Origin of the sequence: Sorangium sp. So ce124, assembly GCF_051525235.1 — a bacterium.
GTDB classification, from domain to species: Bacteria; Myxococcota_A; Polyangia; order Polyangiales; family Polyangiaceae; genus Sorangium; species Sorangium atrum.
Map to the genome: position 1 here is coordinate 6,723,032 of NZ_CP150312.1, position 13,434 is coordinate 6,736,465.

The 13,434-nt window shown below is 70.3% G+C and carries 10 protein-coding genes; 6 read left to right on the plus strand and 4 right to left on the minus strand.

The genetic code is table 11. The features are described 5' to 3' along the window. Nucleotides 1-19: 19 nt before the first annotated feature. The 3 genes from WMF19_RS25065 (at nucleotide 20) to clpA (ending at nucleotide 5,504) form a co-directional block, all read left to right on the plus strand. Nucleotides 20-2,596, plus strand: a complete 2,577-nt coding sequence (locus WMF19_RS25065) for a glycogen/starch/alpha-glucan phosphorylase (protein WP_437331041.1) — start codon at nucleotides 20-22, stop codon at nucleotides 2,594-2,596. Nucleotides 2,597-2,868: 272 nt separating this feature from the next. Continuing rightward, entirely contained in the window at nucleotides 2,869-3,192 is a 324-nt protein-coding gene (clpS, locus tag WMF19_RS25070; RefSeq protein ID WP_272093285.1) for an ATP-dependent Clp protease adapter ClpS, read from the plus strand. Continuing rightward, the gene (clpA, locus tag WMF19_RS25075) at nucleotides 3,189-5,504 is read left to right on the plus strand and encodes an ATP-dependent Clp protease ATP-binding subunit ClpA (RefSeq protein ID WP_437901436.1); all 2,316 of its coding nucleotides are present in this window, start codon (nucleotides 3,189-3,191) and stop codon (nucleotides 5,502-5,504) included. The genes clpS and clpA overlap by 4 nt, the downstream gene beginning before the upstream one ends. Nucleotides 5,505-5,741: 237 nt before the next feature. Here the strand turns inward: clpA and apaG are convergent, their stop codons facing one another. Further along, the gene (gene apaG, locus WMF19_RS25080; protein ID WP_044965505.1) at nucleotides 5,742-6,125 is read right to left on the minus strand and encodes a Co2+/Mg2+ efflux protein ApaG; all 384 of its coding nucleotides are present in this window, start codon (nucleotides 6,123-6,125) and stop codon (nucleotides 5,742-5,744) included. A 206-nt stretch (nucleotides 6,126-6,331) separates the two neighbouring features. Between apaG and WMF19_RS25085 the strand changes: the two genes are divergently transcribed. Next, entirely contained in the window at nucleotides 6,332-7,384 is a 1,053-nt protein-coding gene (locus WMF19_RS25085) for a rhomboid family intramembrane serine protease (protein ID WP_437901437.1), read from the plus strand. 59 nt (nucleotides 7,385-7,443) lie between these two features. Here the strand turns inward: WMF19_RS25085 and WMF19_RS25090 are convergent, their stop codons facing one another. After that, a complete protein-coding gene (locus WMF19_RS25090; RefSeq protein WP_437901438.1) occupies nucleotides 7,444-8,655 on the minus strand; it encodes a hypothetical protein in 1,212 nt (403 codons plus the stop codon). 159 nt (nucleotides 8,656-8,814) lie between these two features. Between WMF19_RS25090 and WMF19_RS25095 the strand changes: the two genes are divergently transcribed. Then, nucleotides 8,815-9,447: a hypothetical protein gene (locus WMF19_RS25095; protein ID WP_437901439.1), complete on the plus strand. Its 633-nt coding sequence runs from the start codon at nucleotides 8,815-8,817 to the stop codon at nucleotides 9,445-9,447. Between the two features lie 34 nt (nucleotides 9,448-9,481). Here the strand turns inward: WMF19_RS25095 and WMF19_RS25100 are convergent, their stop codons facing one another. After that, nucleotides 9,482-10,639 carry a 1-aminocyclopropane-1-carboxylate deaminase/D-cysteine desulfhydrase gene (locus WMF19_RS25100; RefSeq protein WP_437901440.1) on the minus strand — a complete coding sequence of 386 codons (1,158 nt, stop codon included), beginning with the start codon at nucleotides 10,637-10,639 and terminating at the stop codon, nucleotides 9,482-9,484. Nucleotides 10,640-10,653: 14 nt separating this feature from the next. Further along, a complete protein-coding gene (locus WMF19_RS25105; protein WP_437901441.1) occupies nucleotides 10,654-11,628 on the minus strand; it encodes a ferritin-like domain-containing protein in 975 nt (324 codons plus the stop codon). 193 nt (nucleotides 11,629-11,821) lie between these two features. Here WMF19_RS25105 and serC point away from each other — a divergent pair, with 193 nt between their 5' ends. Continuing rightward, nucleotides 11,822-12,907, plus strand: a complete 1,086-nt coding sequence (gene serC, locus WMF19_RS25110) for a 3-phosphoserine/phosphohydroxythreonine transaminase (RefSeq protein ID WP_437331048.1) — start codon at nucleotides 11,822-11,824, stop codon at nucleotides 12,905-12,907. Nucleotides 12,908-13,434 lie beyond the last annotated feature (527 nt).

Genomic DNA, 13,434 nt, shown 5'->3' on the forward strand with positions numbered 1-13,434 from the left:
CCGTCTAAAGTGCGCCGCCATGGCCAACCCGATCGACGCCGACCCCAACCGTCAGAGAGAAACCCCCGCCCAGCGAGACAACGTCACCCAGCAGCGCGACACCCCCGCCGCATTTTTCCGCGGCAACTCGGCGCCGGACGCCCGTACCGGCATGCACCCCGTCGCGCTGCGCCGCGCCTTCGCCGATCACCTGCACTACTCGCGCGCCCGGGAGTCCATGACCGCCACGCCGTTCGACCGGTACGTGGCCCTCGCCCTGTCGGCGCGCGATCGACTCGTCGACCGGTGGACGAAGACGCAGCACACTTACTACGAGCAGGACGTCAAGCGCGGCTACTATCTCTCCGCAGAGTTCCTCCTCGGCCGGGCGCTCGTCGCCAACCTGCAGGCGCTCGACATCTACGACAGCTACAAGACCGTGCTCGGCGAGCTCGGCCTCGACCTCGATGAGCTCGTCGAGCAAGAGCCCGACGCCGGGCTCGGCAATGGCGGCCTCGGCCGGCTCGCGGCGTGCTTCCTCGATTCCATGGCCACGATCGGCCTGCCCACCTACGGGTACGGCATTCGGTACGAGTTCGGCATCTTCGAGCAGGTCATCCGCGACGGCTACCAGGTCGAGCGCGCCGACGAGTGGCTCCGCTTCGGCAACCCCTGGGAGATCGAGCGCCCCGAGCACGCCGTCCCGGTCTCGTTCGGCGGCTACACCGAGCGCGTCCCCGACAAGCGCGGCGGCTTCCGCGTGGTCTGGCGCCACTCCGAGCAGGTCATCGGCGTCCCGTTCGACACGCCCATCGCGGGCTACCAGTCGAACACCGTCAACACGCTCCGCCTCTGGTCGGCCCGCGCGGGCGAGGAGTTCGACTTCGAGCTCTTCAACGCGGGCGACTACGTGCACGCCGTCCACGAGAAGAACCAGTCGGAGGTCATCTCCAAGGTCCTCTACCCGAACGACAACTTCGACAAGGGCAAGGAGCTGCGCCTCCGGCAGGAGTACTTCTTCGTCGCCTGCTCGATCGCCGACATCGTGAACCGCTACAACCGCGTCCACCCGGACTTCTCGCGCTTCGCCGAGAAGAACGCGATCCAGCTGAACGACACCCACCCCGCCATCGCGATCGCCGAGCTGATGCGCGTCCTCATCGACGACCACCTGCTCCCCTGGGAGGACGCGTGGAAGCAGACGGTCGGGGCCTTCGGGTACACGAACCACACCCTGCTGCCCGAGGCGCTCGAGCGCTGGCCCGTCGCGCTCTTCGAGCGGCTCCTGCCGCGGCACCTCGAGATCATCTACGAGATCAACCGGCGGTTTTTGCGCGAGGTGATGGACGCCCACCCGCAGGACCAGGACCGCGTCGCGAGGATGTCCCTCATCGAGGAAGGCCACGAGCGGCACGTGCGCATGGCCCACCTCGCGGTCGTCGGCTCGCACTCGGTGAACGGCGTGGCCAAGCTCCACTCCGAGCTCGTCAAGCGCGACCTGCTCCGCGACTTCTACGACCTCTGGCCCGAGCGGTTCAACAACAAGACGAACGGCGTCACGTTCAGGCGGTGGCTGCTCGCCTGTAACCCCGCGCTCGCCGCGCTCGTCACCGAGAAGGTCGGCCCGAAGTGGGTGACGGAGTTCGAGCGGCTGCGCGAGCTCGAGCGCCACCTCGAGGACCCGGAGTTCATCGAGCGGATCGCCGCGGTGAAGCGCGCGAACAAGACGGCGCTCGCGAAGGTCATCGCGCAGGAGCTCGACATCCACGTCGACCCCTCCTCGATCTTCGACGTCCAGATCAAGCGCCTCCACGAGTACAAGCGCCAGCTGCTCAACGCGCTCCACATCGTCGCGCTCTACCTGCGCCAGAAGCGCGGCGAGCAGATCACGCCGCGGACCTTCATCTTCGGCGCCAAGGCGGCGCCCGGCTACCGGCAGGCGAAGCTCATCATCAAGTTCATCCACGCCGTCGCCTACGTCGTGAACGGCGACCGGCGCCACACCGGGCTCCGGGTCGCGTTCATGCCGAACTACCGCGTCTCGCTGGCCGAGCGCATCATCCCCGCCGCCGACGTCTCCGAGCAGATCTCGACCGCGGGCATGGAGGCGTCGGGCACCGGCAACATGAAGCTCGCGCTGAACGGCGCGCTCACCGTCGGCACGCTCGACGGCGCGAACATCGAGATCCGCGACGCCGTGGGCCCGGAGAACTTCTTCCTGTTCGGCCTGACCGCCGACGAGGTCATCGCCCGCCGCAACGAGCACTTCGAGGGGCGCTCCGCGGTCGCGGCCGACCCGGAGCTGCGCGAGGTGATCGAGCTCATCTCGTCGGGCTTCTTCTCCCCGGAGTACCGCGAGCTCTTCCAGCCCCTGCTCGACCGGCTCCTCGGCCGGGACGAGTACATGATGCTGGCCGACTTCAAGGCCTACTCCGCCTGTCAGCGCGAGGTGGAGGCGGCCTACGCCGACCGGCAGAGCTGGCTGCGCAAGTCCGCGCTCAACATCGCGCGCGTGGGCGAGTTCTCCTCGGACCGCACGGTGCGCGAGTACGCGCGCGACATCTGGGGCCTCACGCCCGTCGAGATCGACCTCGGCGCGGCCATGTCGCTCGTGTGACGACGCCGGCGCGCCCCCCGCCGCAGGCCGCTCGCGCGCCCGCGGCGGGGCGGCGGCGCCCCGCCGGCCGGAGCCAGCCAGGCCAGGCCGGCGCCCGCGAACGAACCCAGCAGCACCTCGGCCCGGTTCCATGAGCCGGGCGCCACAGCGGACGGAAAATCCAGGCCCACGCGTGGCGAACGGCGCCGCGGCGGAGCATGCTTCCGGGGCATGAGCCAGCTTCGTCGGCCGCTCGCCGGGGCGGGGCTCTTGCTATCCTTCCCGACGGATTTATGCCGAACGATCCTGAGGAAAGAGAAGACAAGCAGGGCGACCTCGCGACCGAGCGGGAACGGAAGGTCGAGAAGGCCCGCCGCTACAAGGTCGTGTTTCACAACGACGACTACACGACGATGGAGTTCGTCGTGCTCGTCCTCATGAAGTTCTTCCACCGCACCGAGACGGAGGCCACGCACATCATGCTGAGCGTGCACCACCGCGGCCACGGGGTCGCCGGCGTGTACACGAAGGATGTCGCCGAGACCAAGGTCGCCCAAGTACAGGACTTCGCCAAGGAGCACGCGATGCCCCTTCGGTTGACCGCCGAGCCGGAATGACCATGCGCATCAGCCCCGAAGTTGAGATCGCCTTTTCGCTCGCCACCCGGGAGGCCTCGCGCCGCCGGCACGAGTTCGTGACCATCGAGCACCTGCTCTACGCGCTGCTCTTCGACGAGGAGACGGCCGAGGTCCTCCGGCACGCGGGGGGCGACACCCCGCTGCTCAAGAAGAAGCTCGAGCGCTTCCTCGACGAGGAGATCGAGGTGCTGCCGGAGGACACGGACACGAGCCCGACGCTCTCGCTCGGGTTCCAGCGCGTGGTCGGCCGCGCCGCGATGCACGTGCAGTCCTCGGGCAAGAAGGAGCTCAAGGGGGCGAACGTGCTGGTGGCGATGTTCGCCGAGCGCGACTGCCCGGCGGTGACGCTCCTCGGCGAGCAGGGCATCAGCCGCTTCGACGTCGTGAACTACATCTCGCACGGCATCTCGAAGACGGGCCAGGACGACGGCCTCCGCGAGGAGCCGCCGGAGGAGGGCGGCGAGCCCGGCGCCGCGCAGCCGATCAAGGATCCGCTCGCGGCGTTCACGATGAACCTCAACAAGGAGGCGGCCGAGGGCCGCATCGACCCGCTGGTCGGCCGAGAGAACGAGGTCGCCCGCACGATCCAGGTGCTCGCGCGGCGGCGCAAGAACAACCCCCTGCTCATCGGCGACGCCGGGGTCGGCAAGACGGCGATCGTGGAGGGGCTCGCGCAGCGGATCGAGAAGAAGGACGTGCCCGCGCCGCTCAAGGACGCGACCGTCTACGCGCTCGACATGGGCGCGCTGCTCGCAGGCACGAAGTACCGCGGCGACTTCGAGAACCGCCTCAAGGCGGTGCTGCGCGCGCTCGAGAAGCAGCCGGGCTCGGTCCTCTTCATCGACGAGATCCACACGATCATCGGCGCCGGCGCCGCGAGCGGCGGGACGATGGACGCGTCGAACCTGCTCAAGCCCGCGCTGGCCTCGGGCCGCCTGCGCTGCATCGGGGCGACGACGTTCCAGGAATACCGCGGCCACCTCGAGCGCGACAGCGCGCTCGCGCGGCGCTTCCAGCGCATCGAGGTGTCGGAGCCCTCGGTCGACGACACGGCGCAGATCCTGAAGGGCCTGCAGAAGCGCTACGAGGAGTTCCACAAGATCACGTACACGGCCGAGGCGATCGAGGCCGCGGCCAAGCTGTCGGCGCGGTACCTGCAAGATCGCCGGCTGCCCGACAAGGCGATCGATCTGCTCGACGAGGCGGGCGCGGCGGCGCGCCTCCGCCACGGCGACGGGTACACGGTCGAGGCGTCGGACATCGAGCTCGTCATCGCGAAGATGGCGCAGATCCCGCCGCGCCAGGTGTCGACGTCGGACAAGGCGCAGCTCAAGGATCTCGAGGGATCGCTGCGCTCGGTGATCTTCGGGCAGGACGAGGCGGTGAAGCAGCTCGCGTCGGCGATCAAGCTGTCGCGCGCGGGGCTGCGCGCGCCGGAGAAGCCGATCGGCTCGTTCCTCTTCTCGGGGCCGACCGGCGTCGGCAAGACGGAGCTCGCGAAGCAGCTCGCCAAGGCGCTCGGCATCGGGTTCCTGCGGTTCGACATGAGCGAGTACCAGGAGCGCCACACCGTCTCCCGGCTCATCGGCGCGCCGCCCGGCTACGTCGGCTTCGACCGCGGCGGCCTGCTCACGGAGGCGGCGGCGAAGACGCCGCACGCGGTGCTCTTGCTCGACGAGATCGAGAAGGCGCACCCGGACGTGTTCCAGGTCCTGCTCCAGGTGATGGACCACGGCACGCTGACCGACAACAACGGCAAGAAGAGCGACTTCCGCCACATGGTGCTGATCATGACGAGCAACGTGGGCGCGCGGGAGCTCGCGCAGACGCGCGTCGGCTTCGGCGAGCGAGGGACGGCGGGCGACGACGACAAGGCCTACAAGAACACGTTCAGCCCGGAGTTCAGGAACCGGCTGGACGCGCGCATCATGTTCCGGCCCCTGGATCCGTCGGTGATGGGCAGCATCGTGGACAAGTTCGTCGGCGAGCTCGCGGCAATGCTGGCGGATCGGTCGGTGACGGTCGAGGTGACGGACCGGGCGCGGGCGGAGCTCGCGACGCGAGGGTACGATCCGGCGAACGGGGCGCGGCCGCTCGGGCGCGTCATCGAGAACGACATCAAGCGGCGGCTCGGGGACGAGCTGCTCTTCGGGGCCCTCGAGAACGGGGGGAACGTCGCCGTCGACTTCGAAGACGGGGAGTTCACGTTCAAGTTCTCGGCGGCGAACGGGGGGGGCACGGAGAAGGCGAAGGCGAACGGGGCGGCGGTCGAGCCGGAGACGGTCGGATAGGACGGCAGCGACGGAGCCGGCGGGGAGGGGGTGCCCGTGCGCGCGGGCGGCGGGGGCCCCTCCCACGAACTCGCGCCTTGTAGAAGGCTATTGCCGTGGGTACCGGAGAGGTGGGCCGGGAGCGATAGGCTGCGATGCGGGCCGGCGCTCGGGTTCGTGGGGCCCTACCCCGCCGCCCGCGCGCACGGGCACCCCCTCCCCGCCGACTCTTTCCGGATCGAGGGCGAAGGGGCGGGGTCAGTTCAGGGAGTGCGGCATCGCCAGGGTGAACGACGCGATTTCGGCGTCGAAGACGCGGCCGTCGGGGCGGTGCATCTGGTAGGTGCCGCGCATCGTGCCGCGCGGGGTCTCGAGCACACAGCCGCTCGTGTACTCGAAGTGCTCGCCAGGCTTGAGCGAGGGCTGCTGGCCGACGACACCAGGGCCGCGCACCTCCTCCACCTTTCCGCTGCCGTGCGTGATGATCCAGTGCCGCGTCCTCAGCTGGGCGGGCTCGGTGCCTTCGTTGGCGATCCGCACCGTGTAAGCAAAGACGTAGCGGTGCTCCGTCGGGGATGACTGCGTGGGGACGTAGACCGTCGAGACGGTGACCCGGATGCCCTGCGTGATGGCCGTCGACACAACCACGCACTGCCACCGCTGCGGCGCGCGCACAAGGGCTCGGCCGCGCAGCGCGCGCACAGAGCCGGCAACCGGCAAGGGCAAGGAGAGCCGCGCTGGGCGTGACGACGAGACGGTCAGGCTCCCGGAGGCCCGGCGTTGACAGCTTCCGGGCTCATCCGCACGTTTCGATGAACCTGGGGTCGACGAACCGTGGAGGACCCGCCGTGGGCGAACAGAACCGTGTCTGTGTTCGAGATGCAGTTGGCGAACCGTTCGTCCCGATCGCGATCCTGCCGCCGGCGCGCTGGGAGAGGACGGCGATGATCCAGAACGGCGATGCCTCCTCCGGAGAGGCGGAAAATCACGGCCTCGGGCTCACGGCCATCGGGCCCGTCATGCCGGAGCGCAAGGTCCGCGAATGGGCCCTCGTCCTCCAGTCGAGCGAGCTTTGGCACGCCGTGCGGTACACGCCGGCGGGCTGGGTGATCCTCGTGCGCGACGAGGACTACGCCCTCGCCGCAGGCTCGATCGATCGGTACGAAGCGGAGAACCGCGACTGGCCCCCACGCCGCCCGCGCGAGCGCCTGCGCCACCCTCCGTCCATGGTCGCGGGCGTCGCGTTCGCCGCGCTCGCCCTCTTCTTCTTCCTCGTCACCGGGCCCGCGAGCGGCGGCGGACGCTGGTTCCAGCGCGGCACCTCCGTCGCCGACCTCGTCGTGGGACCGGAGCCGTGGCGCGCCATCACCGCGCTCACGCTGCACGCCGACTCGGCCCACGTGCTCGGCAACGTCATCTCCGGGACGGTCTTCGCGTCCGCGGTGCAGCGCCGCCTCGGGCCGGGCGGCGCCGCGCTCGCCGTGGTCGCCTCGGGCGCGATCGGGAACTTCGCGAACGCGCTCTGGCACCAGAGCATGGGACAGCACCACGCCTCGATCGGCGCCTCCACCGCGGTGTTCGGCGCGATCGGGCTGCTCGCCGCGACGCAGCTCATGCTCGACCGCGCGCACGACAGGGAGAGCGGCGAGAAGCGCCACCTCCTCCACCTCGTCGCGCCGCTCGTGGGAGGCCTCGCCCTCCTCGGCGCCCTCGGCGCGAGCCCACGCTCCGACCTCGGCGCGCACGCCTTCGGGTTGCTCAGCGGCGCCGCGATCGGGGTCGTCGCCGGCCTCTCGCTGCGCAACCGGCCCGCGCCGCGGCGCCCCGTCGTCCAGGTGGCGCTGGGCGCGACCGCGGCGGCGCTCGTCCTCGGCGCGTGGCAGATCGCGCTCATCGCCTGAGCGCGCGCCGGCGCTCGCCCTCGGCGCGCGGCGCGCGTGAGGCGCCCTCGCGCGCGACCTCAGTCGACAGGCCAGATCCCCACGGTGCCGCCGACCCAGGTCAGGTCGCGGTTCTGATCGACGCCGAGCATCTTCCCGCGCGAGAGCCGCACCAGGTTGAGCACGAGCGAGAGATCGGGCTCGTCCGGCGCGCGCAGGAACATCATCCGGACCTCGGCCTTCACCCCGTTCCCATCAGGCATCGCGAGCGCCGGCTCGTACGCGACCTTCTCCTGCAGCAGCCAGCGCGATCGCTCCCCCTCCGGGATCGCGGCGATGTCCCCGGGCGTGACGTCGACCTTCACCCCGGAGCCCGCGAAGGAGAACAGCGGCTTGAGCACGTAGCGCTCGAGATCCAGAGGCGCGCCGTCCTGCGCGCTCAGCGTCCGCGACCGCGGGAGCGCGGGGTGATCGATGTAGGGCAGCGTGTACTTCGACCAGGTCCAGTACCAGTTCGGGTGCGAGCACCACGTGACGTCGAGCGGCTCGCCGTACCGGAACGGGAGCTCGACCCGCTTCGACTCGAGCTCGTCGAACACGACGCGGTTGTACAGGCGGCGGACCTGGACGAGCCGCCCGCCCACCCGGCGGAATAGCCGGTTGCCCTCCCGGACGAGCGCCGTCGGGCAGACGGCGTCGACGCCGAGGAGGAGCTTCGTCGCCACGAAATCGGGGTACGTCTTCTGCTTCTCCGGCGCGAGGTCGAGCAGGATCACCGACTCTTCGGGCTCTCCCGCGAGGATCGCGCGGCGCAGATGCGCGAGGACGTCCGCGGTGCTCCGGCCCCCGAAGCAGCACGACCAGCGCCGGTCGAGCCCCGGCATCCCCGCGAGCACCTCGGCCATGATCTCGACCTGGACGAGCATGAGCGCGTAGAGCGACGGGAACGCCTGCAGCTCGACCACCTTGCCCGTGAGCTCGCCGTCCGGGCCGCGCACGATCGCGAAGTCCACCTGCGCGCAGTTGGGGAGCGGATCCATGCCCGGGACGTCGAGGTGCGCAGGGATGGCGCGCTTCATCTGCTCGATGAGCTCAGGGCTCGATATCTGCCGAACGATCTCCGTCGCGGAGCGCTCGAGGTCCTCGCGCAGCCTGTCGGGCAGGAACAGCGGCGTCTCGGCGACACGGAACGGGATCGCGCACCCGAGCCGCCGCTCGAGCCGGCCGAGGTAGTCCGCGTAGGTCGACGGCCCGAAGGCAGCGTTGAACGCGCGCCGTAAGGTGGGGTCCATGAATTTGTATTTTGGTGGTATCACGGCAACGCGCGCGGCTGAACGACCCGCCGGGCGCCTCTGGCAAGAGCGCGCCGGGACTTCCCCGCGGTCCGATCCGGCTTGAGGCCGCGGGCACGGCGACTACAGTCGCCGCGAACCCCGCCGAGGCCTCCCACGATGATCAAGCTCCGCTCCGCCATGGTTTTGCCGCTCGTCGCCGCGCTCGCCGCGGCGTGCTCGAAGACCCCCGAGCCGACAGCCACATCAGCGCCCGAGCCGCCGGCGACCAGCACGCCCGCCGCGCCTGCCGAGGCGAAGCCCGCTCCGAAGCCGGCGCCGGCCAGCGGCCAGCAGGCTGGCGGCGGCGAGCTCGCGTGGGACGCCCCCGCGAGCTTCGAGAGCGCGCCGAACCCCAACGCGATGCGCAAGGCCACGTACAAGATCAAGCGCGCCGCCGGGGACACCGAGGACGCCGAGCTCAGCGTGAGCCAGGCGGGCGGCAGCGTGGACGCGAACATCACGCGCTGGGCTGGCCAGTTCTCCCAGAAGAGCGACGACTCCCCCAAGCGCACCGACCTCAAGGCCGGCGACCTCAAGGTCACGGTCGTCGAGGTGAAGGGGACGTTCGCCGGCTCCGGGATGCCCGGCATGCCCGCCTCGGATCCGAAGCCGAACTATGCCCTCCTGGGCGCGATCGCCGAGACGCCGTCCGGCGGGCTCTGGTTCTTCAAGATGACCGGCCCCGAGAAGACGGTCACCGGGGCGCGCGCCGACTTCGACAAGCTCGTGAACAGCCTGCGCCTGAAGTGACGCCGCGGCGCGGCGCGTCGACCACGCCGCGCCGTCAGTACGCGATCTCCCCCTCGAAGAACCGCGCGAACGCCGGCGGGAGCGCCGCCGCGCCGCCCTCCGCGAGCGGCGGTCGCGCGCTCGAGAGCGTCTGCCAGAGGAGGATGGTCTCCCGCGGGCGCTCCTGCGCGATCCCGCGCAGCGCGGCGAGCGCCTTGGCGCTGTACGTGACCTCCCCCGGCACGCCGATCAGCCGCTCCACCTCGGGGATCGCGGCGATGGCCGCGGGGGTCGGCATGCCGTACCCGGGGCCGATCGCGCGGTGATCGATCTCGAAGCGGACCGGCGGGAGCCGACGCCGCGTGAAGCGCGGCGCGCGCCGGGCGAGCAGGCGCTTCATGCTGCCGATCTCGTACCGGACGACGGCGCGGTTCGACGCGATGCGCTCGGTGATGCGAACGCCGACGATCGTGGTCGGCCAGCCGAGCACCGCGGCGCCCAGCGCGAGCCCAGCCAGCGTGCCGCCCGTCCCCGAGGGGACGACGATGCGATCGGGCCGGGGGGCGTCGCCGCGCTGGACCTGCTCCGCGAGCTCGAGCATCGCGTCGACGTAGCCGAGGCACGGGAGGGCGGACGAGGCGCCTGGCAGGATGAAATATGGCCGCTCGGCCCGTCGCAGCGCCCGGATCGCCCGGACCGCGGTGGTCGCGTAGCCGCCGCCATGGACGAGCTCGGCGCCGCTGGCCGCGTCGGCGAGGAGCGCGCCGCGGCCGAACCGGGTGATCGGCTGATCGAACAGGACCGCGGTGACGGCGAAGCCGAGCGCGCGGCCGAAGAGGGCCGTGGCGGTGACCTGCGTCGACGCCAGCCCGCCGACGGTGACGAGCGTCCTCGCCCCGCGCCGCTCCGCGTCCGCGAGCAGGAACTCGAAGCGACGCACCTTGTTGCCGCCGTAGAGCGGCGAGATCAGATCGTCGCGCTTCACCCAGACGCCGCCGCGCCCGAGGTACCCCTCGATCGCGGCGCACGGGACGACCGGCGTCGGCGCGTGCGCGAGCGGGCGCCACGGGACCTGCCCCGAGAGCTCGGGCAGCTCGGCGAAGAGCGGCAGCTCCCGCGACGCGGGCAAGACGGCGGGGCACGCTCCGGGAGGCCCCGCCGCGAAGGCCGCCCCGGCGGAGGTGGCTCGCTCCTCGTCCTCGCCGTCACGCACGCTCCACCTCGCGTTCAGGCGCGCGCCGCCGCGCCGTGCCCCGCCTGCGTGCCGCCCGGGCCCGCCTGCTCACCGGCGTCGCCGGGGTCGTCGTCCGTGCCAGCGTCCGCGCCAGCGCCGAGGCGACCGCCGCGCGCGACCAGGGGATCGCTCAGGTAGGTGTCCGTCAGCCGCTTCGGCCCCGCGAGGCCGAGCAGCCGGAGCGGGAAGAGCAGCACCGAGAGCACCCACGACGCGAGGCCGAGCGCGAGCTTGCCGGCGTACGCCTCCGCCACCAGCGCGAGCTTGCGGCCGGCCGACATCGACGAGATCGGCGCCTCGGTCAGGCCGATCCGCATGAGCCGGAGCTCCGCGATCCGCACCGTATGGCGCACCAGATCGGGCAGGCGCTTGAGCGCCGGGTGGTCCATCGGCAGGCGCTTCTTCATGAACGCCTCGAGCCGCGACACGCCCCAGAGCGACACCAGCGCGAGGCCGAGCAGCCGCCTCCGGAGCGCCGGCCTGCCCGCGATGGCCTTCCTCGTCTGCTGCTCGCCGAAGTCGACGTGCCGCTCTTCCTGCCGCACGCCGCGCTTCAGGATGGCGACGATCTCCGGCTCATCCACGGTCTCGATCATCGCGTAGAAGGCCTGGAGGACGAGCCCCTCGCCGAGGGCCATCTCTAGGGCGACATGCTCGGCCCAGTCCCCGCCCATCAGCCCGGTCGCGAGGAAGCGCACGCTCCAGGCGGCCTTGTCCGGCGGCGCGCCCAGGATCTCGAGGATGCGGAGGAAGTTGCCGACGTGCTGGAACTCCTCGACGGCCTGGCGCGCGAGGAAGCGCGCGGACTCCAGGTCGGGGGCGTTGTAGAGCCAGTGCCCTATCTGGACGCCCGTGATCTCCCCGTAGAGGAACTGCTGCACGGCCCAGACGATCACGTCCTTGTCCTTGACGGGATCGAGCCTGGCGCCCTGGAAATCGAACGCCATCTCTTCGCGGGTCACCAGCATCACTCGCCCTCCGGAGCGGTGAATTTAGCCCAGATCGCGGCCGCGGGCAGGTCCGAGGCGCCGGACCCGGCGCGGCTCCATCCGCCGCGGCTGCGCTCCTGCTCGGCCCGTCCGGCGGAGGCGGTGCCCCCCGTGGTATACGGCCGATACGGCGGCATCAGGAATCGCCGACTTGAACCTCAGGAGAAGCACCATGGCGCGTGTCCACAACTTCAACGCCGGCCCTGCCGGGCTCCCCCTCCCCGCCCTCGAGCGCGCGCAGCGCGAGCTCCTCGATTTCGAGGGGACGGGCATGTCGATCATGGAGCACAGCCACCGCGGCAAAGCGTTCGAGGCGGTGCACAACGAGGCGATCTCGCTGCTCCGACAGCTGCTCGGCCTGACCGACGACTACCACGTGCTGTTCATGCAGGGCGGCGCGGCCATGCAGTTCGCGGTCGTGCCGATGAACCTCCTGCCGCCCGGCAGGAGCGCCGATTACATCCTGACCGGCGGCTGGTCGGAGAAGGCGCTGGAGGAGGCGAAGCGCGTCGGGACGGTGCGCGTGGCCGGGAGCACAGCCGTCGACAAGCGGTACACCCGCATCCCCCACCAGGGAGAGCTCTCGCTCGATCCGAACGCCGCCTACGTCCACATGACGACGAACAACACGCTGTTCGGCACCCAGTGGCACTGGCTGCCCGATACGGGCGACGTGCCGCTCGTCGCGGATATGTCGTCCGACATCCTGTGGCGCAAGATGGATATCTCCAGGTTTGCCCTGGTTTACGCCGGTGCCCAGAAGAACATCGGGCCGAGCGGGATCACGGTCGTGATCGCCCGCAAGGATCTCGTTGACAGCGCGCGAAAAGACATTCCCGTCATTTTCCGTTATGCCACTTACGCTGCCAACAACTCGCTCTACAACACACCTCCGACATTCGCAATCTACCTCATGCGCAACGTGCTCGCGTATACGCTTGAGATCGGTGGGCTCGAGGAGGTCGAGCGACGGAATCGCAAGAAGGGTGAGCTGCTGTACGAAACCATCGACGCGCATCCGGACGTCTTCCGGGCGCCGGTCGAGAAGGAGAGCCGCTCGTTCATGAACGTGGTGTTCCGGCTGGCCAGCGAGGAGATGGAAAAACGCTTCGTCGCCGAGGCCGCAAAGGAGGGTATGGTGGGGCTCGCCGGACACAGGTCGACCGGGGGTATCCGGGTTTCGATCTACAACGCAGTACCCGTTGCATCGGTGGAGCGCCTCACGGCGTTCATGCGGGATTTCGCCAAGAGGGCTTGACTCGCTGCGGGAGCACGACGTTCTCGGTATTTCCAGGTTCGCCGCTGTTTCCAAAACACGCTCGGTGAACCTCCCCCTAATTCGTCGCGTCCCAACCTTCAGCCCGCTTGACGTTGTTCCGCCCGGCACAACAGGCCTTCGCGGAAAGGGTCTGTCGGCCTTTCCGCAGCTGGGAGGGAGGCGGTGAACGCCGCTCCCCGACCAGCACCGGGAGGGGACGGCGAACGCCGCTCCCCGACCAGCGCCGGAAGGGGACGGCGAACGCCGCTCCCCGACCAGCACCGGAAGAGAGCGGCCATCGCCGGTCTCGACCGGCCCGGGAGGGGACGGGGGGAACGCCGTCTTTTACCGGCTCGCAGGCCCCGTTCGGAGACCTGAATCGAGCGAGCCAACCGTAAGGAGAGGATGATGGCGAGCATGGATGATCGTATGATTTCCAGGAGTGAGGAGGGGCAGGAGGAGAGAGGGGCCTCGCCGAGCGAACCCCCGCCTTCGTCAGCGTCGCAGCGAGCTGCCAACGAGCGGCA